The following is a 25,336-nucleotide window of genomic DNA, read 5'->3' as shown; positions in this document are numbered from 1 at the left end:
CTGAAACCCTTTCCTCATCCGATTACCGTTGCCTCCCGAACACATGCTCAGCTGTGGTCCCCCTCCCCCTCCGATGACTCCGGCTCCCAGGTTCCCGGCACCATCGGAATGCGCGGACCTTCGCCAAATCCATTGCTGCTCAACGTCGCAAATCCCGACGCCTCGGCCGAGCTGTCCTTGCCCACCGTGCCGGCGAACCCCAGGGAACCCGAGCCGTTGCCGGATGCGACCGCGGCAGCGACCAGTTCACGGTCGTCCTGCGCCCCCCAGTCGGGGTCGACGTCGATGTTCATGTCGGCGAATTCATCTGCGTGATCGTGCATTTCGGACTTGCGCCGACGGCGCGTGCGCGCCTTGGCCCGGCTCGCCGCGCCGACGGCGGCGGCAGCGGCAATCGAGCCGGCCGGCGCCTTGTTCTCGTCGCGGTCGATCAGCGTCGGGCCGGGGTCACCGTCGGGGTCCATGCCACCGACCATGTACGGGAAGGCGGCGGCGGGCGCCGGAGCCGGGGCCGCACCACCGGCCGCACCGGCCGCGGCGGTCGATCCGGAACTCGCCGTGGCACTTCCGCCGCCCGGCGACGTCAACGCCGCGACGGGCATGCCGGTCGGCTGGCCGGTCCGGAAGCCCGGTACTCCGGCGACATCCGGAACCGGCTCCGCACCGCCCGCGGACAGCGCGGCCTTGATGCCGAAGTAGAGGATGACCGTGAGCCACGCGGGCGAACTGAGCACGATCGACCAGAAGGTGTTACCGAACGGGATGAAGAACGCTTCGTAGGCGATGAAGAACAGCAGCGGACCCCACGCTGCCGGATTGCTGAAGATGGCACTGAGTGCCCCGCTCGGATCCTGGATCAGCTGCGTCAACTGGTTGAACAGGTCGGTGAAGAAGTCACCCGTCGGCGGGACGGCCGCGGCCGACTGAGCGCTGTCGGACTTGAGCACCGGTGGTGCCACCTCGGTGCGGGGCGCCGCCGCGAGTGCGGCACCGGACACCGCCTGGTAACTCGCCATCGTGGTCGCCGCCTGGACCCACATGCGGACATAATCGGCCTCGTTGAGCGCGATCGGAATCGTATTGATCCCAAAGAAGTTCGTCGCGATCAGCACGCCGTGAATGAGGTGATTGGTCGCCAGCTCCGGAATCGTCGGCATGGCGGCCAGCGCGGAGGTGTATGCGGCCGCGGCGACCTCGTGCTGGGTTGCCGCGCCGGCGCTGTTCGCGCTGGCCTCGGTGAGCCACGCCAGGTAGGGCAGGTGCGCGCTCACGTATTCCTCGGCGCTCGGGCCCTCCCATGCGCCTGCCTGGACCGCGCCCAGTAGCGAGGTGAGATCGCTTGCCGCCGAGGCATAGTCAGCGCTCAGCGCGGCCCAGGCCTGCGCGGCCGCCAACAGCGACCCCGGGCCAGGACCGCTGCTGAGGAGCACTGAGTGCACCTCAGGCGGCGAAGCCATCCACACCGGCGCGGTCATCGTCAGACGCCGCCGTATGTCCCCGCGGCAGCGGCGTCGCCGGCGGCATAGCTCACGCCGGACTCGCCCACGCCGACACCGGCCCGGCCGAGTTCCTCGACGCCCTCGGCCGCGACGGCGGCATGCTCGGTGCCCTGCGCGCTGAAGCCCGCGGCGGTCTGCAGCGACACCGGGTCAGCCGCCGACGGCACGACAGCGGTGATGGCCGGCGCGGCGCCCGCGTGTGCGGCCGCCAACCGTGCGGTGATCGCTTCGACGGCCGCGCTGGCCGACGCCAATCCTTCTGGAACAACCCGTAGTGTCATGACCCCTCACTCCTTTTGTTGAAACTCACCGGCCGCGGTCGACGGAAACGCTCTCGTCGACAAGCGGATTGACCAATTGCACGTACGTCGGGGTGTCGCTGTCGGTCAGCAGGATCGCCCGACCGGCCGGCAGCCGGTCGAATCGCTGGCCGCGGACCTTGCCGCCGTCCACCGGGTTACCCGACAACATCAGCGTGGTCGCCTGCAGGTCGTTGAACCGGCGCAGCAACGGGCTGGTCATCAACGCATGCGCGGCACCGCTGGCCCGCGCTGTGACGATGACGCGCAGGCCCAGGTCGCCGGCCTGCGCGAGCAGGCCGATCAGCGGCGTCCACGGGCGTTGTCCCACATACGGTCCCGTCATCGCCGGGGTATCCGGAATCTGGTCGACGTCGTCGATGATCAGGTAGTGGGTGTGGCCCTCGAAAGACCATCCGGTCAGCTGCGAAGCATCCAAACCGGCTGGCGGGCGCCGCTTTTCGATCAGGCCCGCGAGTCCGAGCATCGCCGGGGTGACCCGGTCGATGTTGGCGGTGTACTCGTTGTCCGGGAACAGCGGCTCGTCGACCAGATGCAGCCGACGGTCCAGCACCGTGAATGCGACGCGGTCCGGTGTGGAGTTGTCGCGGATGGTGCGAATGATGTGCCGCAGCAAGGTCGTCTTACCGGTCCGGGTGTCGCCCAGCACCATCAGCAGCGGGTTCTGCGCGAAGTCCAGTTGTACTGCGGCCAAATCCTCTTCGCGCTGACCGATGACGATCCGGTCGGCTCCGCCGTAAACCGGCTCGAGCACGGCGGGCTCCAGGTTCTTCGGCAGCAGCCGCACCGGTGGCGCGGCGATCCCCTCATGCCGGGCATTGATCGCGGCCACCTGGTCGAGTTCGGGCGCAGCGATCAGGAAGTGCTCGGCGGCCATGGTCAGACCGCGACCCGGCTGGTCGGCCGGCACACCCTCGGCCGGACGGTGCAGCGCACCGACCACCCGGACGTTACTGTCCCGCGCGTCGTGCAGCTTGAGCTCAAGTCGCATGCCCAGGCCGTCGCGCATCGCCAGCGGCACCTCGAGCCAGCTCGGAGTCGTCACCACGACATGGATGCCGTAGGCCAGGCCGACGTTGACCAGCTCGGTCACCTTGCTCAGCAACGGGTTTCGCGTGTTGAACTGGTCGGTGTTGTCACGGCTGAACGCGTACAGGTTGTCGATGACCAGGAACACCTGGCCCAGCCCGTCGTCGGGGCCCTGCTTGTCGCGGAAGACTTCCCGTTCCTGACGGGACCGCAGCAGCTGCTCCAGCTCGCCGAAGGTGCGACGGATGCGCTCGGGCTCCAGCGACGACGCGACGCTGCCGACGTGTGCCAGGTCCTCCAGGCCGCGCAGCTGCCCGCCGCCGTAGTCGAGGCAGTAGAAGCTCACCTCGCGCGGCGAGTGCAGGCTGGCCGCCGACAGGATGAATGTCTGCAGCGCAGTCGATTTACCGGACTTCGCACCACCGTGGATCAGCAGGTTGCCGGCCGAGGACCGCGCGTCGAACACCAGTGAGTCGCGGCGCATCTGGAACGGCCGGTCGATTTCGCCCAGCGGCCAACGCCATTCGCCGCGCGGCACCGACGCACGCGCCAACGCGGCGCTCAGCGGGATGACCTCGTCGAGCGGCGGCAGCCACAGCTCCGGGGCACGGGGGCCGAAGCGGGCCAGCTGATCGCCGATGGTGGAGATCAGCTTGCGCGACGGCGCGATCGGCTCGTCGTGACCGTTCTTGGCGATCACCGTGGTCTGGTCTGGTTCGACCCTGCCGGCGGTGAACAGCTTCGGCTCCGGAACGGAGTGCACCACAAGCGTTTTCGGTGTCTGCGGCGGGTCGTAGATGCCGTCGACGTAGGTGCTGCGGAACTTGATCGGCGCGGCGCCTGGCGCGGGCACCAGGAAGCCGACGCCCTTGTGCTCCTTGCCCGCCTCGATGTGGTACGCGTCCTCGACGCCGATGATCGACCGCGACACCGCCGGACTGGCCACCTTCAGACCGATGCGGTACGAGGTGTTCTTGTCGATGTCCTTGATCTTGCCGACATCCAGCGTCTGCGACGCGAACAGGATGTGGATCCGGAACGAGCGACCTTTGCGGGCGACGTAGTCGAACAGTTCCGCGTACTCGGGGTGGTCGGCGAGCATCAAGGTGAACTCGTCGGCGACCACGAACAGCGTCGGGATCGGCGGCAGGTCGTGCCCCGCGGCGACGGCATTCTCGTACTCGGTCACCGAGTTGAAGGCGCTGCCCTGCACCTTGCGGCCGGCCTCCCGCAGCAAGGTCTCGCGTCGGGCCACCTCGCCACGCAGGGTGTCGGCGAACCGGTCCGCCAGCGACTTCTTCTCAGCCATGTTGGAGATCACCGCCACGACCTGGGGGAAGTTGCGGAAGATGTCCGCGCCGGCCTCACCCTTGAAGTCGGCGTAGATTACGATCAACCGGTCCGCTGAGTGAGTCGTCAACAGCGACAACAGAATCGACATCAGGGTCTGCGACTTGCCGGCACCGGTCATACCGATCATCAGGCCGTGCGGCCCCATGCCGCCCTCGGCCTCGTCCTTGAGATCGAACATCAGCGGCTCGCCGGTGGCCGTCACGCCGATCGGCACCCGCAACTCCTCGTCGCGATGCCGCGGCGCCCACATGGTGGGCACGTCGAGTCGAGACGCGTCCGAAATGCCCAGCAGCGTGGTGAATGTCGCGCCGCGGGTCGCCGTGGACTGCAGGCCGCTGTGCGTCGGGTTGGAGTCCCAGCGCGACAGCCGGCGCGCGACGTGCACCGCGTCGTCGACGCCGAGCGAGTCGGCATGGTCGATGTAGCCCTGCCAGCCGCCGGTCTGCCAGCGCTCGATCGCGCCGTCGCTGACCCGCAGGATCGGCCGCTCCGGATCCGAGTACTGCTCACGGTGCGGAGGGGTGCTCGAGCGGTAGACGACGGTGACACCGGCCCGCCCCGCCGCCAGCGGCGAAGCAGCCAGGTCGAAGTCCGGGTCGTCGACGATGATCAGCAAGTGCCGCAACGCATCCGACGGCCCACCGGTAAACGCCGGACGGTCGGAAAGCGCCGGGCCGAGCAGCGCGGCCAGTTCGTCCGGCTTGGCCGACAGGTAGCGGGCCGGGCCCACTCCGTCCGCCTCGGCCGGGATGTCCACGTGCGGAAGCCATTTGACCCACGACCAGTCCGACGCCTCGATGTCGGGCGTGGCGACCGCTACGCCGAGCACGGTCGGGTCATGCCAGGTGACGGCCTGCGCAACCCAGGCCCGCAGCGCGCCGCGGACCTCGTCGTCGTCGCCGAGCACGGTGACCCGTGACAGCTTGGTCAGGTCGATTCCGGTCGGGACGTCGCGAACGGTGCGCTGGGTGTCGAGCAGGCTGCGTAATGCGCTGTGCGACACCGGCTCCAGGTCGACCTCGTCGGCGGTGTCGTTGACCCGCAGTGCGGTATCCAGTGCCGCCGAATGGATGCCGGCGCGTACTACCAGGAAGTCGCCGTCCTGCGGATCGCGCTCCCACTGCCGCCGCGATCCGGGGATCGCGGCCAGGTCGGCCGGTTCGGGATGCGACCATTGCGCCGCTGCGCGCTGCGCGGTGGCCTGGGCGCGGATGTTGTCTCGCACCACCGAGAGATAACGCAGGTAGTCGGCGCGCTCGGCATCGACTTCCTCGGTGCGCGACTTGTTGTCGCCCCCACGGAAGAACGCCGTGGCCGCCAGCAGCAGCACGAACGGGAAGAACAATGTCTGCGGCGAGATGAGCCGCATTCCGGTGGCGACCATCGCGACGATCATCCCCACGATCAGCAACACGATCACCACTGGCAGCGCGCGGCGCAGCAGCGACGGCGGAATCACCCGCGGCAGTTCCGGCGGTGCCTCGATGCTGATGCTGCCCTTGCGGGTCACCGGCGAGGGCAGCCGGCGGCGTGCCTCGAAGATCAAGCGGCTCATCGATTTTGCCCTTCGGCTTTGACGCGACCAGGTCGTAAGTCGGCTGCCACCCCGTCGTGGGCCAGCAGCGCATCGGCGCGCGACAGCGCGGGCCCCCGCGCGAACAATGACAGGACGGACCACGGTGCGGGGGTTGCAGGCTGGGTAAGGCCAAGCGCATCAGCGGTTTTCGCGTTTCCGGTGACGCCGGCCTCGTTGTCGATGCCGTAGCGAACGCCGGTGTCGGAGATCCAGAACAGCGAACCGGCCGCCGGCGACGACGGGCTATGGCCGACGGTCTGCGCGAAGTAGCCGGACCCCGGGGCGATCGCCACCCGGCTGGCGGCGCCGTCGACGCCGGCACTGACCAAGTCGGCGGTGTGCACCGAGTCGGGAATCGGCAGCGCCGAACCGGCAAGCAGCGTCAGCGAATTCGTGCTAGCGCCGGCGGCCTTGCTCCAATGCGCGCAGGTGACCGGATCGTGTGTCGCGTCGAGCAGGCTGACGCGTTGCTCCGGATAGCGGCTGGTGTCCAGTTGCCGTGACACGGGCAGCTTGGCCACCTTGTCAGCACTCAAGCGCGGCGGCTGGTCCAGACCGTAGGAGTTGGCGTTGCGCAGGATCGCGGCCAGCACGGGTGAAATCTGCTGCAGTCCGTCCGGCAGAACCGCGTAGTAGTTGGTCGAATTGCCCTCCAAGCCATGTGATTCCACGACACCGCCGATCGGCGCCGGGACCGGGAAACGGGCCGGTGTGCCGGCGTCGGGAATGACGGGGGCGGCCAGCGGCGGCGACTCGGGAATGGCGTTGAACAGGCCCGCCGCGATCGGCCGCGGCGCGTGAATGTCGGTGCCCAGTCCGAGGGCACCGGTCACCGCGTGGTCAGCGGGGTCGATCCGGCTGCGGCGTCCTTCCCACAGCAGCCACGCGCTGCCGGAGTTGCTGGCCAGAATGGCCTTGCCCGCGTCCACCGCGGCGGCGCGCGCGCCGCTGGTCTCCGGGGCACCCGCGATCACCGTGACGCCCGCGGCGGTACCGGTCGCCGCGTCGCACACCGTCCAGTCGGCGTCCTTGCGGGTGTTCTGCACCATCCGTTGCGGCGCACCGGGGATGCCGATCAAGTTACCGAGCGGAAACTTGTCCAGCTCAGTGCTTTTCACCTGTGTCGGGTTGGCCGGCTTGCCGGCGATCAGCCGGGCCGAAGCCAGGTTGAGCACCGGATGCAGTTCATCCCCCACGCGTACGTACAGCGCGGCGGTCGACCGGTCGGCCAGGATCGCGTTGTTGGCCACCGACCCGTTCGGCCGGATCAGCGAGAAGACGAAGCAGCCGACTAGCGCGGTGACCAGCACGACGACGCCCATCAGCACCGCACGGGTCTGGCTGCGCAGCGGGTCGACGAGCATCCGGGTGTCGTGCAGCGCCACACCAGATGCGATGCGGCGCATGACAAATCGCCAACCGGTGACCTGGTGGCGGGTGACGAAGCCACGGCGGTAGACAACCTTGTCCGGGTTGTCGTTCACCGGTGTGCGCGAGGCGAACGACCGCCGGTCGTCGCCGTTTTCAGGGTTGGTCATGCGGGCATCTCCAGCCGCAGGCCTTCCAGCAACGGCGGCACGGTGTTAGCCACGTCGGCGGCGGTGATCGTCACGAGCTCCTCATCGGTGAATTCGCCGGTCTTGGCGTGTTCGGAGTGGTCCAACCGGAATTCCCGTTCCTCTTCCGACTTTTCGACGACGTTACGAACGAATCGACCGTTACCGGCGATGTCGAGGCCCCGGCGTTCCACACCCACCGAGTCGGCCTTCGTCGTGCTGGCCATGTGAGCGAACAAGGCTTCCAGGTCGTCGAGCGCCTGGCGGTCGAATGCGCTGTCGCGCCGGGTCGCCATGAAGTTGGCGATCTCGATCAGCTCGGACGGCTGGTACGACGGGAAGTCGATGGTCCGGGTGAAACGGGACCGCAGACCCTGGTTCGTGTCCAGGAACCGGTCGAGGTCGGCGCGATACCCGGCGATGATGACCACCAACCGGTCGCGGTCGTTCTCCATCCGGGCCAGCAGCGTGTCGATGGCCACCAGGCCGAAGTCGTTCTTGGCGCCGGTGGCGACCAACGCGTACGCCTCGTCCAGGAACAGCACGCCGTCCAGAGCGCTGTCGATGATGGCGTTCGTCTTGGCCTCGGTCTCACCGATGTGCTGACCGATCAGGTCGGCGCGGTGCACCTCTTTGATGTTCTCTTTCTTCAAAAGGCCTAGGCCGCAATAGATTTTGGCGACGACACGCGCGATCGTGGTCTTACCGGTTCCGGGCGGGCCGGTGAAGACCAGGTGGTGGGTGCGCTGCGCGACCTCGAGGCCACGCTCCTTGCGCACCAGCTCCATCGCCACCGCGCTCTTGAGTCGGGCGACCTGATCCTTGACCTTCTCCAGGCCGATGAACTCGTCGAGCTCACGCTCGGCCTCCGACAGCAACTCGGCCTTGCGCTCCTGCGCGCCCGGGTCGACGAAGTCGCCGGGCTGCGGCTCGGTGCCGACGTCCCACGGGTCGGAGCGCGCGTCGATGCGGTCCGACGTGGTCGGCACGATGCCGAAGCTGGTGTCCGTCAGCGCCTCTTCGACCTGCGCGTTCTCCGGGTTGGCCGCGTAGAGGTCCTGCAGCACCTCGCGGGCGGTGTCCTCGTCGCCGTCGGCCCGCAGCGACAGCGCGCGGGCCAGCGCCCCGTCCACCGCCGCGACCGCTACCGGACCCTCCGGCTCCTCGAGGTACGCGAGCGCCGCAGCAAACATCCCGAGCCGCGCGAGCGAGATCCCCAGCGCGATCTTCGCGGCGTGCGCGTAGCGCTCGTCCAGCGTGGCGTCGTTGACCACGGGCGACAGCAGTTTGACCACGTCGGCCCACCGCTCGGCGCGGTAGTGAATCGTCGCAGCCACCCAGCGCGCCTCGTGCGAGCTCGGCTTACGCCGCCCGACAGCCGTCACCAGGTCGTGCGCCTCGGCAAACCGTCCCGCGCCGGCCAACGCCGCGGCGTAGGCGAGATGGAAGTCGTCTGGCTCGGTGGCACGGAACTTCAGGTACAGCCCGGAGTCGTAGCGGAACCCCAACGCGCCCGGCGACAGTTCCACCTGGCGTTGCAACACCCCGGCGGTACCGCTATTGCGTGAAATCGCTTCCAGGACTTGAAGGGAGGTGTCACCGGCGGCAGCCAGGCCGACCCAGGCGTCGGCTTGGTCGTGGGCGATCCGCACCAGGCCGGTGAACCCGGATCGGGCCGCGGCCAGGTCGGCCGGCCGCGTGCGGTCGTAGATGGTCAGCCCCAGCGCCCGCGAACAAGTCGCGAATCGGCTCGCCACATCGTCGTCCACCCGGGCCGTGTTCGGCCGGGTGGCGATCACGCCGGATTCAGCGGTTTCCACGCCTCAGTCTCCCCTTCGGACGTAGTGTTGCCTAAGCTAACTTCGGCGAAGTTAGCATTGCATAAGCTGGGTGTCGAGACGCACGTATTCGCAGGATGCGTGGCCTCGATCACTCGGCTGCCAAAGCCCAAGCGCCGCACGTCAAGCCGCGTGTCCGAGTTCCGGCAGGGCCTTTTGGCCGCGACGAGACTAATCGTCTCCCCGCCGCCTCCCGCACCAGGCTTAATGAAAATGAGTGTCATTAGCAGAGGACTGTACGGCATCGTGTCCTCATCTCTTCACGGCCCTGACCAAAGTGTTGCGGGCGATCATCGGTCCGGCCTCGGTATCGGGCGCGGGCACCGGCCGACCCACCTCGGTCAGGTAATCGCCCAGCGGAGTCGCGACCGCGTTCCAGCCGTGCTCGTCGAACCAGTCCTCGGCGGGGGCGTGCCGCTCGTTGTAGATCAGCTGGAAGAACAGCCGCTCATCCCCCTCGGCCTGCGCGGCGCGCTCCGCCGCGACAGCCGCATCGAACGCCTCGGCCGGCATCGGCGCACCGTCCTCGACCGCGACGTGACTGCCCGAACTCGCCAACGCGTCGATGCCAGTGAACAGCTGTTCCTGGGCGGCCGCCGGTAGATAGATCAACAAGCCCTCGGCGATCCACGCCGACGGCTGTGACGCGTCGAAACCGCTGTCACGCAATGCCTGCGGCCAATCCTCACGCAGGTCGATGGCGATCTCGCGCCGATCAGCGTTGGGGGTGGCGCCCTCCTTGGCGAGCACTTCGCGCTTGAAGTCGAGAACCTGAGGCTGGTCGAGTTCGAAGATCGTCGTCCCGTCCGGCCAGGGCAATCGGTAGGCCCGCGAGTCCAGGCCCGCGGCCAGGATCACCACCTGCCGGACGCCGGCTTCGGCAGCCTGCAGGAAATAGTTGTCGAAGAATTTGGTGCGGGCGCCCTGGAAGTTGACGAAATTCTCGCCGAAGTCCGCGGTCTTCAGTTGATGCTCGGGGTCCTTGCCGTCGAGCACGTCGGCGGCGGAACCACCGACCGCGTGACAGAAAATCCCGGCGAACGCATCGACCGCGAGCGGATCGGGTTTCTGCGCCTCCAACGCTCGGGCGGTGGCCACGAACAACGCGGTCGAACCGACGCTTGTAGTGATGTCCCAGTTGTCGTCTTCAGTACGCACGGCAACCGACCCTACGCGCGCTCACCTGCGCGCCCGCGTCGTCCAATTCGGCCACGACGGCATTGAATACGACATTGCGTCGTAGAGACAAGACCCCGACCCGGTAGGGGGTATCGCGCACTACACCAGCGGGCGTCCGGCTTTGATGCGGCGATCCAGATCCCACAGAAGGAGGTTGAACGGGAACTGCTGGACGAAGCTGGGCATCGCGTTGTTCACCGCCCGCAGCACGGCGACAACCCGATCGAAGCGCCGCTGCGTGCGGGCGTCCCAGGCGAACTGCATCTCGTCGCGGAAGCGCTGCGGCAGAAAGCCGGCGGTGAGCAGCAGACCGAGTTTCTCCGGTTGCCGACGCACCACGTCCGGCAGCCGCAACTTCTGAATCCGGCCCACCGCAATGGGATACAGGTAATTGCGGACGGCGTCGTCGATGTGGACCTTGTCGAGTTGCTCGTTCCAGTAGTGGTCGAACGCCGCCCGGTCCGCGGGCCATCGCTCCGGCGGCACCTGCAGCGTGGAGCCGAGCACCACCGCTTCCTGGTAATGCCGGTCGGCGTCGACGTCGTCCATCTCTCCGATGAACGTGCGGTAGAAATCCACGCCGCCCTTGTACAGGCAGGCCGCCACCCACAGTTGCAGGTCGACGTCGAACGCGTTGTATTGCACGGGGCTGTCCGGCGTGGAATACACCTGTGCGTGCGCACGATTCACCGCGCGCCGAAATGCCGCCTTCTGGTCGTCGCTGCCCGCCATGGCGACCGCGAGATAGGTGAAGGTGGTGCGCGCCCGCTTGATCGGGTGCAGATCGATACGCCCGCTCTCGACCCGGCTCTCCATCACGCCGTAGCCGACGCCCGGCCGGGCCAGCTGCATGATCACGTTGGCCGGGCCGAGCAGCAGCGCCATGCCCATCAACGTGTCGTCGAGTTGCGGCGTGCGCTTCGGCCGGCTGAGCGGGGGCGCGCTGACCGCCCGCTCCACATGCCTGATGGGTTCGCTGACCGTCATCGCTCACCTGCCCGCCAAATCTGAGAACGTGTGTTTCCTGATATTGCAGCGCGGCGTCGACCGATGTCAAGATGGGATTTATGCGTTCGGCCCCGACAAGCGCGCGACCGTATCGCGGCGTCGACGCGGCTGATCGGCTGGCGGGTCGACGAGCCGGCCTCCTGACGGCGGGGTTGGACCTGCTCGGTGGCGAGGAGTCGGCCGACGTAACGGTGCGCGCGGTCTGCCGGCAGGCCGGCCTGGCGGCGCGCTACTTCTACGAAAGCTTCACCGACAAGGACGAATTCGTCGCGGCGGTGTTCGACTGGGTGATCGCCGAGTTGGCCACCACCACCCAGGCGGCGGTGGCCGCGGCGCCGCAGGAGGAGCAACTGCGAGCCGGTATGGCCAACGTCGTCCGCACGGTCGGAGGCGACCCCCGGGTCGGGCGGCTGCTGTTCAGCGCGCAACCGGCCAACGCCGTGCTGGTCCGCAAGCGGGTGGAATCCAGCGCGCTGTTCGCGATGCTGTCCGGCCAGTACGTCGAGAACGCGCTGCGGGTGCCGGAGAACGACCGGATCAAGGCCGCCGCGCACTTTGTGGTCGGCGGGGTGGGGCAGACGATCGGCGCGTGGCTGGCCGGCGACGTCCGGCTCGACCATGAGCAGCTGGTCGACCACCTCGCGTCACTGCTCGAGGGACTCGCCGACCCGAAGCTGTACCGCGACTAACTGACCGGAACGCGGCGGTCAGCCGACGTCCTGGGTACCGTCCGCGCATCGTCGGCGCTGAATTCCTTGACCCAGCAGGCGAACTCGAGGGTGATGCCGTCGGGGTCCTGAAAGTAGAACGAGCGCACGTAGACCCCGGGGTGCACGGTGGCGGCGACCTGCCGGTCGCTCTCGTCGTGATTGAGCACCGGCCCCACCCGCACGCCCTTGTCCTTGAGCCGCTGCCGATACGTGTCGAACTTGTCGGCAGGCACGTGAAATGCCAAGTGATTCATGGTGCTGACGGCGCTGGTGATTTCGCCGATGCCCGGGATCGCCGCGGGCGAGGAGATGCCCGGCACCCGGTCGGGGGCCTCGGCGAACCAGAAGAATGCGACGCAGTCACCGTTGCCCGCGTCGAAGAAGAAGTGCTGACCGATGCCGCCCGGCAGGTCGAGCGACTTGATCAGTGGCATGCCGAGAATGCCCGAGTAGAAGTCCACGGTGCGGGCCATGTCCGCACACACCAGCGCGACGTGGTTGATGCCCCCGAGCTCGAATTCGGCGTTGTGGTTGCGCGGCTTGATCATCCCCGACTCCCATTCCGTGGCGGAGATCAGAAACTGAACCTAACATCAGATTCAGGTCTATTCCAGGAAACCGCCGTTCCCAGGATCGAGGGGATCCACAGGTCACGACGAAGGAGGCCCACCGGTGTCGACCGTGTCTGAGCAGCGTCGTACCCCACTCCCCACCAGCCGCGGCCGTCGCACCCAGGCCGCCATCGACGCCGCCGCGCGAACGGTGATCGCGCGCAAGGGTTTCCTGGCCACCACGATCGCCGACATCGCCGCCGAGGCGGGCCGGTCGACGGCGTCGTTCTACAACTACTACGACTCAAAAGAGGCGATGGTCCGCGAGTGGGCCCTGCGCTTTCGTGACGAGGTCGGTGAACGCGCGAAACCGGTCACCCAGCACGGCCTCTCGACGCGAGAGCGTGCTCATCAGGCCGCCGCGGCGCACTGGCAGACCTACAAGCACCGACTCGCGGAAATGATCAGCGTGTCGCAGTTGGCGATGATCAACGAGGACTTCGCCCACCACTGGGCCGAAATCTGCTCGATCCCAACGTCGTTCATCACCGAGACGGTGCGGCGCGCCCAGGCGGACGGCTATTGTCGCGACGACGATCCCCAGCTGATCGCGGTGGCGATCGTCGCGATGTTGAATCAATTCTGCTACCTGCAACTCACCAGCCCGACCGGCGACACCGACGACGACGCCTGCATCGCCACCCTGGCGAACATCTTCTACCGAGCCATCTACTACAAGGAGGCCGCCGAATGAGTCCCTCCGCCGGCACGCCCGGGGTCGTCCGCGAATTCATCGGCCTGCCGTCACCTACGGGCAGACGCGCCGGGGCGGGCGGACACCCGTGCCAGGGCCTCTACTATCGCGGCGTCGGGCGTAAGCCGAAGGTCGCGGTGATCGCCGCGCACTACCAGATCGATTTCTCCGAGCACTACCTCGCCGACTACCTCGCCACCCGCGGCATCGGATTCCTCGGCTGGAACACCCGGTTTCGCGGGTTTGAGAGCAGCTTCCTACTCGACCACGCGCTGGTCGACATCGGTGTCGGAGTGCGCTGGCTGCGGGACACTCAGGCGGTGGAACGGGTTGTGCTGCTGGGTAATTCCGGTGGTGGGTCACTGATGGCCGCCTACCAGGCGCAGGCCACCGATCCGCACGTGACGGCGGTGCCGGGCATGCGACCCGCCGCAGGCCTGACCGAGCTGCTGCCGGCCGACGGCTACGTGGCCAGTGCGGCGCATCCGGGTCGACCGGACGTGCTGACCGCCTGGATGGACGGCTCCGTCGTCGACGAGAACGACCCCATCGCCACCGATCCGGAGTTGGACCTGTTCGACGAGCGCAACGGTCCGCCGTTCTCTGCGGACTTCCTGACCCGCTACCGCGCCGCACAGGTCGCCCGCAACAACGCGATCACCGACTGGGTCGAGGACGAGCTGAAACGTGTTCGCGCCGCAGGGTTCTCAGACCGCCCCTTCACCGTGCTGCGAACCTGGGCCGATCCGCGGATGGTCGACCCCACGATCGAGCCAACGCACCGCCAGCCGAACATGTGCTACGCCGGATCACCGGAGAAGGCCAACCGCTCGGCGCACGGCATCGCCGCGGCCTGCACGCTGCGCGGCTGGTTGGCGATGTGGAGCCTGCGCACCGCCCAGACCCGCGCCGAACCGCACCTGGCCCGCATCACCTGCCCCGCGCTGGTGATCAACGCCGAGGCCGACACCGGCGTGTTCCCGTCGGATGCCCAACGCATTTACGACGCACTGGCCAGCACCGACAAGACCCAGTGCTCGATCAACACCGATCACTACTTCACCACCCCGGGGGCGCGCAGCGAGCAAGCCGACACCATTGCCAAGTGGATTGCCAAGCGGTGGCGCTGAGGGTTCTCGCGCACTTTGTTCCTAGTCCGATGGTGCTGGATTTCCTTGCACCGGAGACTGATTGGCTCGACGTCCGCTGGTGCACCGACGACGACGCGTTCTACCGCGAATTGCCCGAGGCCGACGTGATCTGGCACGTGCTGCGTCCGCTGTCGGCGGCGGACCTGGCCCGCGCGTCACGCACGCGCCTGGTGCACAAGTTCGGCGCCGGGGTGAACACCGTCGACGTCGAGGCCGCCACCGAACACGGCATCGCGGTGGCCAACATGCCCGGGGCCAATGCGCCCTCGGTGGCCGAGGGCACGCTGCTGCTAATGCTGGCCGCGCTGCGCAGGCTGCCGCTCCTCGACCGCGCGACCCGCGACGGCCGCGGCTGGCCGTCCGATCCGCAACTGGGCGAGACCGTCCGCGACATCGGCGCCTGCACCGTCGGCCTGGTCGGCTACGGCAACATCGCCAAACGAGTCGAGCGCATTGTCGCGGCGATGGGCGCCACCGTCCTACACACCAGCACCCACGACGACGGATCGCCCGCCTGGCGGCCGCTGCCGGATTTGCTCGCCGCCAGCGACATCGTCTCGCTGCACCTGCCGCTGACCGCCGACACCGAGGGCCTGATCGACCGCGACGCGCTGGCCGCGATGAAACCCTCTGCGGTACTGGTCAATACCTCACGCGGCCCGATTGTCGACGAGGACGCCTTGGCCGATGCGCTGCGCGCGGGCCGACTGGGTGCGGCCGGCGTGGACGTCTTCGGCGTCGAGCCGGTGCCGCCGGACAACCCGCTGCTGAGGCTCGACAACGTCGTGCTCACCCCGCACGTCACCTGGTACACGGTCGACACCATGCGGCGCTACCTGGTCGAGGCCGTCGCCAACTGCCGCCGGCTGCGCGACAGCGAGCCGCTGGCCCATGTGGTCAACCAACCGACCTAGTCGAAGACGATGACCGCCCGGCCGACGATGTCGCCGCGACCGAGCGCCTCCAGCTTGGCGTTGACGTCGTCGAGCTGCACCGTCGTAATCCGGTGCTTGATCAGGCCTTGACCCGCGAGATCGAGCACCTCGGTGAGGTCGTCGTAGTTGCCCCAGAAGGAGCCGTGAAAGCTCTTCTCGCCGTTGGTGAACGCCAGCAACGGGAGCACGATCTGCTGCCCCATCAGCCCGACGGACGACATCGCGCCCTCCTTCCCGAGGATCGTCGCCCCGAGCGTCAACGACTCCTCGGCCGCGATGCAGTCGAGCCATCCGTCGACGTCGCGCCGTCCGGTCAGGTCCTCCAACTCGTCCTGTACCTGCTCGGCCGACTTATCACGCGTGTTGACGCCGTGGTGCGCACCGTTATTCCGTGCCAGATCCAGCTTTTCGTCACTGCGCGCGAACGCCACCACCGTCGCCCCACCGGACAGCAGGCGCGCGTACTGGACGCCGTAAGAGCCCAGCCCGCCGATGCCGTTGACGACGATCGTCCGGCCCGCGCCCGTCTTGCCCGCCTGCACCAGCTTCTTCATTCCGCGGTACGGGGTCAGGCCGGCATCGGTCAGGGGCGCCAAGGTTTCGGGCTTCGGATCGACCCCCTCCGGAACCTTGATGACGTGGCGGTACGGCACCGGCATGTACTCCGCGAAGCCGCCGGGCGGCCCGAAGCCTGCCATCTGCCCGTTCGCGCAGATCTGCTCGTTACCCTCCCGGCACTGCCGACACGTGCCGTCGCCCCAGTTCGGGTTGACGACCACCAGGTCGCCCTCCGACAGCCCCGATCCCTTCGGCACGCCCGAGCCAATGCCGGCGATCCAACCCGCGACCTCATGCCCTGGAGTGATGGGCTCGGCGGGCGCGACACCGTTGGTGAAATAACCCTCGATCAGCTGAACGTCGCTGCGGCACATGCCCGTTGCGGCGACCTTGACGAGCACGTCATCCGGGCCGGTGTCGGGGACGTCGACCTCCTCCAACCGCAGCGGTTCGTTCAGGCCGTACATCCTCGCGGCGCGCATCTTCATGGGGAAAGCTAACCAAACTTCGGCCGCGCGCGGCGTCAACCGCTGACCCATGGCATCACCCAACCGACCGGTTGTTAGCTTGGGAGTCGAGCTGTGACAGCCACCGGAATTCCAAGGAAGGCGACCAATGCCGATCGCAATCAATCCTGAACATCAAGCCCTGGCCGATTCGGTCCGCTCCCTGGTGGCGCGGGTTGCGCCGTCGGAGGTGCTGCACGCCGCGTTGGAGACACCGGTCGACAACCCGCCGCCCTACTGGAAGGCCGCGGCCGATCAAGGCCTGCAGGGTGTGCATCTGGCGGAATCGGTCGGTGGACAGGGATTCGGCATCCTCGAACTCGCGGTCACGCTGGCCGAGTTCGGCTACGGCGCGGTCCCCGGGCCATTTGTGCCGTCGGCGATCGCGAGCGCGCTGATCGCGGCGAACGACCCGGATGCCGCGGCGCTGTCGGATCTCGCGTCCGGCTCGGCGATCGCCGCGTACGCGCTGGAATCCGGGTTGACCGCGACGCGCCAGGGCGATGCGCTGGTCATTCGCGGCGAGGCCCGCGCGGTGCCCGCCGCGGCGCAGGCTTCCCTACTGGTGCTGCCGGTGGCGATCGACAGCGGCGAGGAGTGGGTGGTGCTGAGCGCCGACCAGCTCGAGATCGAACCCGTCGCCAGCGTCGACCCGCTGCGGCCGATCGCACACGTCCGCGCCGACGCCGTCGAGGTCTCCGGCGACGTTGCGCTGACCAACATCTCCGTGACGACCGCGCATGCGCTGATCTCGACGCTGCTCTCGGCCGAAGCGGTCGGCGTTGCCCGCTGGGCCACCGACACCGCCACCGAGTACGCCAAGATCCGCGAGCAGTTCGGCCGGCCGATCGGGCAGTTCCAGGCCGTCAAGCACAAGTGCTCGGAGATGATCGCCGACACCGAGCGCGCTACAGCCGCCGTATGGGACGCGGCCCGCGCCGTCGATGAGGCTCGCGAAAACAACTGGGACATCGAAGGTTCCAACGTCGAATTCGCCGCCGCGGTGGCGGCGACACTGGCACCGGCGGCCGCGCAGCGCTGCGCGCAGGACTGCATCCAGGTGCACGGCGGCATCGGCTTCACCTGGGAGCACGACACCAACGTCTATTACCGCCGGGCCCTCGTGATCGCCGCGGGCTTCGGCCGCAAAACCGCCTATCCGCAGCGCGTCGTCGACACCGCCACCAGCACCGGCATGCGCTCCCTCGACATCGATCTGGACCCCGACACCGAAAAGGTGCGCGACGAGATTCGCGCGGAAGTGGCCGGGCTCAAGGAGATTCCGCGGGAGGAGCGCAACGCCGCGATTGCCGAGGGCGGCTGGGTCCTGCCGTATCTGCCGAAGCCGTGGGGGCGTGGAGCCGATCCCGTCGAGCAGATCATCATCGCCCAGGAGTTCAACACCGGACGGGTGCGACGCCCACCGATCGGCATTGCCGGGTGGCTCGTTCCGTCGATCGTGGCGTTCGGCACCGACGAGCAGAAGCAGCGCTTCCTGCCACCGACCTTCCGTGGCGAAATGATCTGGTGCCAGCTGTTTTCCGAGCCTGGCGCCGGATCCGACCTGGCCAGCCTGACCACCAAGGCGACCAAGGTCGACGGCGGCTGGCGCATCACCGGCCAGAAGATCTGGACCACCGCCGCGCAGTTCTCCCAGTGGGGCGCGCTGCTGGCCCGGACCGACCCCAGCGCGCCGAAGCACAACGGCATCACGTATTTCCTGCTGGACATGCGCAGCGAAGGCGTCGAGGTCAAGCCGCTGCGTGAGCTCACCGGCGGCGCGATGTTCAACACGGTGTTCATCGACGACGTTTTTGTGCCCGACGATCTGGTGCTCGGCGAGGTCGACCGCGGCTGGGAAGTCAGCCGTAACACGCTGACCGCAGAACGCGTTTCGATCGGCAGCAGCGAGGCGCCCTTCCTGGCCAGCCTCGATCAGTTCGTCGAGTTCGTCCGCGACGGGCAGTTCGACCAAATCGCGCAGAACCGCGCCGGCCAATTGATCGCCGAGGGGCACGCCGCGAAAATTCTCAATCTGCGCTCGACCCTGTTGACACTGGCCGGCGGCGACGCCATGCCGTCGGCGGCCATCTCCAAGCTGCTGTCGATGCGGACCGGGCAGGGCTACGCCGAATTCGGGGTGGCGTCGTTCGGGGCGGAGGGTGCGATCGGCGACGCCGAGCAGCTGTCGGGCAAGTGGGCCGAATACCTGCTGGCCAGCCGCGCCACCACCATTTACGGTGGCACGTCGGAGGTTCAGCTCAACATCATCGCCGAGCGGCTCTTGGGCCTGCCCCGCGATCCTTAATCCCGACCGTATACAAAGGTTCACGCCGACCTGACGGAGCTCAGATCGGCGTGAACTTTATCGAGGGCGGCCGGCCCCGTTTGTCCAAGAACGAGGCCGGCCTTATTCCCCCTGGTTACTGGGGCTCACCACCAGCGGTGGTGCCCGCCCCAGAAGCCTCGGTGACCCCAGAAGCCGCCGTGGCCCAGGCCCCAACCGCGGTGGCCCCAACCCCAGGGTCCGTGGTGGCCCCAGCCGCCGCGTCCGAAGCCGTGGCCCCAACCGTGGTGGCCCCAACCGTGGCCGCCGCCCCAGCCGTGGCCACCCCACTCGGGCGGGGCAACGTGCATGGGACCGACAACCGCGGGGATCGGCGCGGCCGGTGCGGCGTTCGCCGCCGGAGCGGCACCGAAAAGCATTGCGCCTGCCACCGCGCCTGCGCCGATTGCGCCGGCGGCGGTGCGGCGGGCTGAAGAGAGTGAGAACGTCATTTTGGTGCTCCTTCGTCATCTGGTGACTGACACCGAGAACGTTAAAAGCGATTCCTTAGCAAACACTAAATATGCCTTTTAATTAGCCTGAGAATGTTGTTTCAAGCTTTGACCAGCTAATGTGCTCGATATGTATTCTTACTCCTGATAATCGCTTTTCCTGCGGTACTGGACTCATGAGGTGCTGAGGTCAGGTTCTACTGGTTTCAGTAACCACTGAAATCGCTTAATTAGCTGTTCAGAAGTGATATCTGCGTCTACTGAGGTCAGTAGATGCGTATCTACTCGCATCATCAAATACGTAATCTCACCAATACGTTATTTCACCATTTGATTATCAGGTATGCCCAGAATAGCGAACAATTGATTAGGGCACATGATCGATTCCACTACTCGAATAACTTTCTGTCAGCTATCTCCCTACGCGTGCCACGTTCGAGCCTCCGGCAGCGCCGCCGTGCGACCGCCGAGGTCGTCGCCCGGCGCGCCACAATCGCGGTTCGTCGCTTTGACCGACATACTCGAGTCCTGATCTACTGAAAGCTCACGCCGACCGAAGGTCCACTGCCGCATGGATTCCAGCTCACCCTCGTTTCGAGCCAGGCCGCCCGCGCGCGCTGATGCTTCGGCCAAGACCGAGCGCTTCAAGAGCATCCCGCGCAACCCAGAGCAGAAGAAGGCCGAGGCGCCGGCGCGTGGCCAGCGCACTCGTCGCACGGTCGACCTGTCCCCCGCAACCCACCGGGCGCTCGATATCTGGCAGCGCGACGCCGCCGACCGCCTCGGTTATGCGCGGGTCACCGGTCAGGAAGTGATCTCCGCGCTGATCGAGCTGCTCCTCAAGGACGCGAAACTGTCGGCCGAGGTGACCCGAAGCATTCGCGAACGACGCTGACTCCGCCTGCCAGGCGGCGGTGCTAGCTTCGCGGGCATGACCGATTCATTGCGCACCGACCGGCGCGAACAGGGTGTCACCGGCGAGCGCGGCACGCTGGAAGCGTTCCTCGACGACTACCGAGACATCTTGGTACGCAAGGTTTCCGGGCTCTCCGACAGCGACGCGCGTCGCAACCTCGTCTCGTCGGCGACGACGGTCGGCGGCCTGGTCAAGCACCTGCGCTGGGCCGAGTACGGCTGGTTCGAACAGTTTCTGCAGGGCCGGCACGACGACAACCGTCGCACCCAGCACGAGCGCTCCTGGGAATTCGAGATCCAGCCCGACGAGGATCTGCCCACGCTGATCGCCGGATACCGGGCGCAGTGTGCGGATTCCCGCCGGATCGCCGCGCAGTATTCGCTCGACCACGAGCTGCGGCACGGCCGGCTCGACACGACGGTCTCACTGCGCTGGATCTACCTACACATGATCCAGGAGACCGCCCGGCACACCGGCCAGATCGACATCCTGCGCGAACAGCTGGACGGCAGCACCGGATTCGACGGCTGACCGCGCGAACTAGTCGGCGTCGATCTCCCGCAGCTCACGCTTGAGGATCTTCCCGGTCGGGTTGCGCGGCAACTCGTCGAGGAAGATCACCTCGCGGGGCACCTTGTACTTGGCCAGCTGATCCTTGACGTGCTTCTTGACGGCGTCCTCGTCGAGGCTGGCATTGTCCTTCTTCACCACGAACGCGCGGAGCCGGTGGCCCCACTCCTTGTCCTCTACACCGATCGCGGTCGCCTCGACTACATCAGGCAGCGCGTTGATGCAATCCTCGACCTCGGCGGGGAAGACATTCTCGCCGCCGGACACGATCATCTCGTCGTCGCGGCCGCTGATGTAGAGCAGCCCGTGCTCGTCGAAATACCCGACGTCGCCGGACGACAGCAGCCCGTCGATGATCTGCTTGTTGCCGCCACCGGTGTAGCCCTCGAACGGGAAGCTGGTGCCGACGAAGATCCGGCCGACCTCACCCTGCGGCAACTCCTTGCCGTTCTCGTCGAAGATCTTGATCTTGACGCCGTGCACCGGCGGCCCGGCCGTCGTGGAGTTGAACTCCAGATGCTTGGGCTGCGCGATCGTCGCGAACGAGATCTCGGTGGAGCCGTACATGTTGTAGACGACGGGGCCGAGGTCCTTCAGCGCCCGCTCGGCGACGTCGGCGCCCAGCGCCGAGCCCGAGGCAAACACGATCCGCAGGCTGGACAGGTCGGGTTTGTCGTCCCGCTTCTCCAGCGCGTCGAGCATGCGCGACAACATCACCGGAACCACGACGACCGCGGACACCTTGTGCTTCGCAATGTCGTCGAACACCTGGTCCGGCTTGAACTTGCTGTGCAACACCAGGGTTGAACCCAGGAACATGCCGATGGTGGCGTGCAGGAAACCCAGAGCATGGAACATCGGCGCCGGCAACGAGGTCACCTCGTTCGCCTTGAACGGCACGTGCGACAGGATCCCGCCGATCGGCGCCAGCGTCGGCGGGGTGCTGCGGTTCGCGCCCTTCGGGGTGCCGGTAGTGCCGCTGGTCAGGATGATGATCGACGAGTGCTTACTGGCCTTGGGCGCCGGCGCCTTGCTGTTCGCGGCCACCAGGTCGGCCAGCGTCTCGTCGTTGCTGCCGGAGTCCTCGCCGTCCGGGTTGGTGTCCAGGGCCCGCAGCTTGCCCAGCGGCGGGTCGGCCTCGTTGACGTCGTCGGTGTACTCGTCGTCGTAAATGATCAGCTTGGCGCCCTCGCGCTCGGACACCTCGCGGATCTGCGGACCGGAGAACGAGCTGTTGAGCAGAATGATGCGGGCCCCGACCCTCGCGCAGCCGAATTCCGCGATGGCGAACCAGCGGTGGTTGCGCGCCAAGATCGCAACCCCGTCGCCGCCCTTCACGCCCTTGGCCAACAAGCCGTGCGCGACGGCATTCGCGGCCTCGTCGAGCTCCTTGAAAGAGAGCTCGCCGTCGTCGTCGATGATCGCGGCGCGGTGCGGCGTGCGCCGCGCATTGAACGACGGCAGCATGCCGATCTCGCCCCACTTCGCGATCTCGGTCGCCATCGCGGCGTAGTTCAGCGGGTTCTCCAGCCTGAACGTGCCGGACTCGATGATTTTGCGGAGGTAGTGCAGTTCGGACGCGCCACGATCGGCGTACTGCAGAATCTTGGCGAAGGCCTGCCCGGGCAGTTCGATGAGGTTAGGCATGTCTTCACACTATGTGACGGACGTCGCAGCGGGGTCGGGACGGTTTGCCGAATTACCATCGAACGCATGGCTGCGGTGTCGCTGGACGTGGGCGGACGCCAGGTCGACGTCACCCACCCGGACAAAGTCGTGTTTCCCGAGCGCGACGGGCGCGGCGCCGTCACGAAGCTCGACCTGATCCGCTACTACCTGGCCGTCGCCGACGGCGCCCTGCGCGGCGTGGCCGGGCGGCCGATGATCCTGAAGCGATTCGTCAAGGGCATCGAGCAGGAGGCGGTTTTCCAGAAGCGGGCGCCGGAGAAGCGGCCCGACTGGGTCGACGTCGCCGAACTTCGTTACGCGCGAGGCACATCGGCGAAGGAGGCCGTCATCCACGACGCGGCCGGGTTGGCGTGGACGATCAACCTGGGCTGCGTCGACCTCAACCCGCACCCGGTGCTCGCCGGCGACCTCGACCACCCTGACGAACTGCGTGTCGACCTCGACCCGATGCCCGGGGTCACCTGGCGGCAGATCATCGACGTCGCCGGGGTCGCCCGCGAGGTGCTCGAAGACCACGGGCTGACCGCGTGGCCCAAGACGTCCGGCTCGCGCGGCTTCCACATCTACGCCCGCATCAGCCCGGACTGGTCGTTCAAGCAGGTGCGACTGGCGGCGCAGACGGTCGCGCGCGAGGTCGAGCGGCGGGCACCCGAACTGGCCACCAGCCGCTGGTGGAAAGAGGAACGCGAGGGCGTGTTCGTCGACTTCAACCAGAACGCCAAGGACCGCACCGTCGCGTCGGCCTACTCGGTGCGGGCCACCCCGGACGCCCGCGTCTCGACGCCGCTGCGCTGGGACGAGGTGGCCGGCTGCGACCCCGCCGACTTCACCGTCGCAACGGTGCCACAGCGGTTCGCCGAGATCGGCGATCCCTGGGCGGAGATGGACGATTCCGCGGGTGGTCTCGACCAATTGCTCACGCTCGCAGAGGAACTCGGGCCCGCGGAGAGGGCGCCGAAGGGGGCGCGGCGAGACGGATCGGGCCGCCGGCAGTCGGTGATGCCGCTGATCGAAGTCGCTCGCACCAAGACCAGGGACGAGGCGATGACCGCGCTGGACACGTGGCGGGAGCGCCACCCGGCGGTGGCCGAACGCCTGGAACCGTCCGACGTGCTGGTCGACGGCATGCGCGGGCCGAGTTCGATCTGGTATCGCATCCGGGTGAACCTGCAGCATGTCCCCGAGGACCAACGGCCGCCGCAAGAGGAACTGATCGCGGATTACAGCCCGTGGTCTCACTACCGGCCGCGCTAGGCTCACGGCCATGGGCGAGAACTGGAATCGGCGAGGGTTCCTCCGCGCCGGCGCGGCAGCAGGCATGCTCGCGCTCGCCGGCTGTTCGTCGGAGAAGTCGACGCCCGCGGCGACCAACGGCGGCAGCGGTCCCGTCACCCTGACGCACGTCTTCGGTGAAACGACGATCGCTCAGCCGCCCAAGCGGGTGGTGAGCGCAGGATTCACCGGGCAGGACGATCTCCTGGCGCTCGGCATCGTGCCGATCGCGGTGACCAACTGGTTCGGCGACCAGCCGTTCGGGGTGTGGCCGTGGGCTCAACCCAAGCTCGGCGGTGCCAAACCCGTTCTCCTCAACCTGGACAACGGAATTCAGACCGACAAGATCTCCGGCCTGAAGCCCGATTTGATCGTCGCCACCGACGCCGGTCTGGATCAGGACACCTACCAGAAGCTGACGGCGATCGCGCCGACGTTGGCCCAATCGGACCACGACGCGTTCTTCGAGCCGTGGAAGGATCAGGCCACCGCGATCGGTCAGGCCGTATTTCAATCCGGTCAGATCGCCGCGCTGATCAGCGGCGTCGACAAGGGATTCGCCTCCGTCGCGGAAAAGCACCCGCAGTTCAAGGACAAGCGGGCGCTCCTCCTGCAGGGCAGGTTTCACGACGGCAACGTCGTCGCCACCACCGGGTGGCAGACCGAGTTCCTCACCCAGATGGGCCTCGGCACCCCGACCAGTCTCGCGGCGCTGGCCGTCGATCAGCAACGGGCTTTCATTCCGCGCGACAAGCTCAAGTCGATCCTCGGCGACGCCGAACTGCTGATCTGGGCCACCGAGAGCGACGCGGACAAGGCGGCGCTGTTGGCCAATCCCGATGTGGCAGAGCATCGTTCGCGCAGCGTGTTCACCACCAAGGAGCAGGCCGGTGCGATCGCCTACGCCTCCCCGTTGAGCTACCCGCTGGTGGCCGAGCAGTTGCCCGGGCTGATCGACGACTTCCTGCATTAGTCGTGAGCGTTCTCGACTACGGGGATCGCGCGCTGCTGCTGCAATTCGACAGCACCGCAGAGGTTTTGGCGTGGTCCGCCGCCCTGCGTGCTGCCACGATGCCCGGCGTGCGCGACATCGTCCCGGCCGCCCGCACGGTACTGGTCACGCTCGACGGGCCCGGACGACAGGGGGCCATCCGCCGCCGCATCGAGACACTTGGGGTCACCGTCGCCGCCGACGCGGCGGCACCCGCCGAACCGTTGGTGATCGACGTCGTCTACGACGGCTCCGACCTCGACGAGGTGGCCCGGCTGACCGGCCTGACCGCCGCCGACGTGGTCGAGGCGCACACGGCCGGCCCGTGGAGTGTCGGATTCTGTGGATTCGCACCGGGTTTCGCCTACCTGGTCGGCGGCGACGATCGTCTGGCCGTGCCGCGCCGCGATGAACCCCGCCCCGCCGTACCCGCCGGGTCGGTCGGGCTGGCCGGCGAGTTCACCGGCGTCTATCCGCGGCGCTCCCCCGGCGGCTGGCAACTGATCGGCCGTACCGACGCGGTGCTCTGGGACCTCGACCGTTCCGAACCCGCGCTGCTGACCCCGGGCACCCGCGTGCAATTCCGGGCGGTGTGAC

General features: G+C 67.5%; 21 protein-coding genes. 10 read left to right on the top strand and 11 right to left on the bottom strand.

The genetic code is table 11. The features are described 5' to 3' along the window. Nucleotides 1-47: 47 nt before the first annotated feature. The 7 genes from PT015_RS19775 to PT015_RS19745 form a co-directional block, all read right to left on the bottom strand. Nucleotides 48-1,475, bottom strand: coding sequence for a PPE family protein (locus PT015_RS19775; protein ID WP_285186678.1), 1,428 nt, complete (start codon nucleotides 1,473-1,475; stop codon nucleotides 48-50). A gap of 2 nt (nucleotides 1,476-1,477) precedes the next feature. Further along, nucleotides 1,478-1,780 (bottom strand): PE family protein, encoded by a 303-nt coding sequence (locus PT015_RS19770; RefSeq protein ID WP_285186677.1) that lies wholly within the window; start codon nucleotides 1,778-1,780, stop codon nucleotides 1,478-1,480. 25 nt (nucleotides 1,781-1,805) lie between these two features. Continuing rightward, nucleotides 1,806-5,756 carry a type VII secretion protein EccCa gene (gene eccCa, locus PT015_RS19765; protein ID WP_285186676.1) on the bottom strand — a complete coding sequence of 1,317 codons (3,951 nt, stop codon included), beginning with the start codon at nucleotides 5,754-5,756 and terminating at the stop codon, nucleotides 1,806-1,808. Beyond that, a complete protein-coding gene (gene eccB / locus PT015_RS19760) occupies nucleotides 5,753-7,315 on the bottom strand; it encodes a type VII secretion protein EccB (RefSeq protein ID WP_285186674.1) in 1,563 nt (520 codons plus the stop codon). The genes eccCa and eccB overlap by 4 nt, the downstream gene beginning before the upstream one ends. After that, the gene (gene eccA / locus PT015_RS19755; protein WP_285186673.1) at nucleotides 7,312-9,153 is read right to left on the bottom strand and encodes a type VII secretion AAA-ATPase EccA; all 1,842 of its coding nucleotides are present in this window, start codon (nucleotides 9,151-9,153) and stop codon (nucleotides 7,312-7,314) included. Before eccA ends, eccB begins: the two co-directional genes overlap by 4 nt. Nucleotides 9,154-9,423: 270 nt before the next feature. Further along, on the bottom strand, nucleotides 9,424-10,329 hold the full coding sequence (locus PT015_RS19750) for a class I SAM-dependent methyltransferase (protein WP_285186672.1): 906 nt from the start codon (nucleotides 10,327-10,329) through the stop codon (nucleotides 9,424-9,426). A gap of 120 nt (nucleotides 10,330-10,449) precedes the next feature. Then, nucleotides 10,450-11,337: an oxygenase MpaB family protein gene (locus tag PT015_RS19745; RefSeq protein WP_285186671.1), complete on the bottom strand. Its 888-nt coding sequence runs from the start codon at nucleotides 11,335-11,337 to the stop codon at nucleotides 10,450-10,452. 80 nt (nucleotides 11,338-11,417) lie between these two features. Between PT015_RS19745 and PT015_RS19740 the strand changes: the two genes are divergently transcribed. After that, nucleotides 11,418-12,047: a TetR/AcrR family transcriptional regulator gene (locus PT015_RS19740; RefSeq protein WP_285186670.1), complete on the top strand. Its 630-nt coding sequence runs from the start codon at nucleotides 11,418-11,420 to the stop codon at nucleotides 12,045-12,047. On the opposite strand, the gene PT015_RS19735 is transcribed toward PT015_RS19740, so the two are convergent. Beyond that, on the bottom strand, nucleotides 12,044-12,616 hold the full coding sequence (locus PT015_RS19735) for a VOC family protein (protein ID WP_285186669.1): 573 nt from the start codon (nucleotides 12,614-12,616) through the stop codon (nucleotides 12,044-12,046). The two genes, PT015_RS19740 and PT015_RS19735, sit on opposite strands and share 4 nt — an antisense overlap. Nucleotides 12,617-12,749: 133 nt before the next feature. Here PT015_RS19735 and PT015_RS19730 point away from each other — a divergent pair, with 133 nt between their 5' ends. From PT015_RS19730 to PT015_RS19720, 3 genes are read left to right on the top strand one after another with little or no spacing between them, the layout of a single operon-like run. Further along, nucleotides 12,750-13,373 carry a TetR/AcrR family transcriptional regulator gene (locus PT015_RS19730; RefSeq protein WP_285191191.1) on the top strand — a complete coding sequence of 208 codons (624 nt, stop codon included), beginning with the start codon at nucleotides 12,750-12,752 and terminating at the stop codon, nucleotides 13,371-13,373. Next, nucleotides 13,370-14,503: an alpha/beta hydrolase gene (locus PT015_RS19725; protein WP_285186668.1), complete on the top strand. Its 1,134-nt coding sequence runs from the start codon at nucleotides 13,370-13,372 to the stop codon at nucleotides 14,501-14,503. Before PT015_RS19730 ends, PT015_RS19725 begins: the two co-directional genes overlap by 4 nt. Nucleotides 14,504-14,532: 29 nt before the next feature. After that, nucleotides 14,533-15,438 (top strand): 2-hydroxyacid dehydrogenase, encoded by a 906-nt coding sequence (locus tag PT015_RS19720; protein ID WP_285191190.1) that lies wholly within the window; start codon nucleotides 14,533-14,535, stop codon nucleotides 15,436-15,438. Here PT015_RS19720 and PT015_RS19715 read toward each other — a convergent pair. Continuing rightward, on the bottom strand, nucleotides 15,435-16,505 hold the full coding sequence (locus tag PT015_RS19715) for an NAD(P)-dependent alcohol dehydrogenase (protein WP_285186667.1): 1,071 nt from the start codon (nucleotides 16,503-16,505) through the stop codon (nucleotides 15,435-15,437). The two genes, PT015_RS19720 and PT015_RS19715, sit on opposite strands and share 4 nt — an antisense overlap. Before the next feature lie 127 nt (nucleotides 16,506-16,632). Here PT015_RS19715 and PT015_RS19710 point away from each other — a divergent pair, with 127 nt between their 5' ends. Continuing rightward, nucleotides 16,633-18,831, top strand: coding sequence for an acyl-CoA dehydrogenase (locus tag PT015_RS19710; RefSeq protein ID WP_285186666.1), 2,199 nt, complete (start codon nucleotides 16,633-16,635; stop codon nucleotides 18,829-18,831). Between the two features lie 125 nt (nucleotides 18,832-18,956). On the opposite strand, the gene PT015_RS19705 is transcribed toward PT015_RS19710, so the two are convergent. Next, the gene (locus tag PT015_RS19705; RefSeq protein ID WP_285186665.1) at nucleotides 18,957-19,301 is read right to left on the bottom strand and encodes a hypothetical protein; all 345 of its coding nucleotides are present in this window, start codon (nucleotides 19,299-19,301) and stop codon (nucleotides 18,957-18,959) included. A 571-nt stretch (nucleotides 19,302-19,872) separates the two neighbouring features. Between PT015_RS19705 and PT015_RS19700 the strand changes: the two genes are divergently transcribed. Continuing rightward, nucleotides 19,873-20,196 (top strand): hypothetical protein, encoded by a 324-nt coding sequence (locus PT015_RS19700; protein WP_285186663.1) that lies wholly within the window; start codon nucleotides 19,873-19,875, stop codon nucleotides 20,194-20,196. A gap of 36 nt (nucleotides 20,197-20,232) precedes the next feature. Beyond that, nucleotides 20,233-20,748: a DinB family protein gene (locus PT015_RS19695; protein WP_285186662.1), complete on the top strand. Its 516-nt coding sequence runs from the start codon at nucleotides 20,233-20,235 to the stop codon at nucleotides 20,746-20,748. Between the two features lie 9 nt (nucleotides 20,749-20,757). Here PT015_RS19695 and fadD2 read toward each other — a convergent pair whose 3' ends face one another. After that, entirely contained in the window at nucleotides 20,758-22,434 is a 1,677-nt protein-coding gene (gene fadD2 / locus PT015_RS19690) for a long-chain-fatty-acid--CoA ligase FadD2 (protein ID WP_285186661.1), read from the bottom strand. A 57-nt stretch (nucleotides 22,435-22,491) separates the two neighbouring features. Here fadD2 and PT015_RS19685 point away from each other — a divergent pair, with 57 nt between their 5' ends. Genes PT015_RS19685 through PT015_RS19675 form a run of 3 tightly spaced genes read left to right on the top strand, consistent with a single transcriptional unit; the run spans nucleotide 22,492 to nucleotide 25,335 of the window. After that, complete coding sequence (locus PT015_RS19685) at nucleotides 22,492-23,730, top strand: DNA polymerase domain-containing protein (RefSeq protein ID WP_285191188.1); 1,239 nt, start codon at nucleotides 22,492-22,494, stop codon at nucleotides 23,728-23,730. Between the two features lie 10 nt (nucleotides 23,731-23,740). Continuing rightward, nucleotides 23,741-24,721, top strand: a complete 981-nt coding sequence (locus PT015_RS19680) for an ABC transporter substrate-binding protein (protein ID WP_285186660.1) — start codon at nucleotides 23,741-23,743, stop codon at nucleotides 24,719-24,721. A gap of 2 nt (nucleotides 24,722-24,723) precedes the next feature. Further along, nucleotides 24,724-25,335 (top strand): 5-oxoprolinase subunit B family protein, encoded by a 612-nt coding sequence (locus PT015_RS19675; RefSeq protein ID WP_285186658.1) that lies wholly within the window; start codon nucleotides 24,724-24,726, stop codon nucleotides 25,333-25,335. The last annotated feature ends 1 nt before the right edge of the window (nucleotide 25,336 follow it).

It is taken from the genome of Candidatus Mycobacterium wuenschmannii (assembly GCF_030252325.1).
In the GTDB taxonomy this organism is placed as follows: domain Bacteria; phylum Actinomycetota; class Actinomycetes; order Mycobacteriales; family Mycobacteriaceae; genus Mycobacterium; species Mycobacterium wuenschmannii.
The sequence above is the reverse complement of the archived record's forward strand: the minus strand, read 5'-3'. Positions and strand labels throughout refer to the sequence as shown.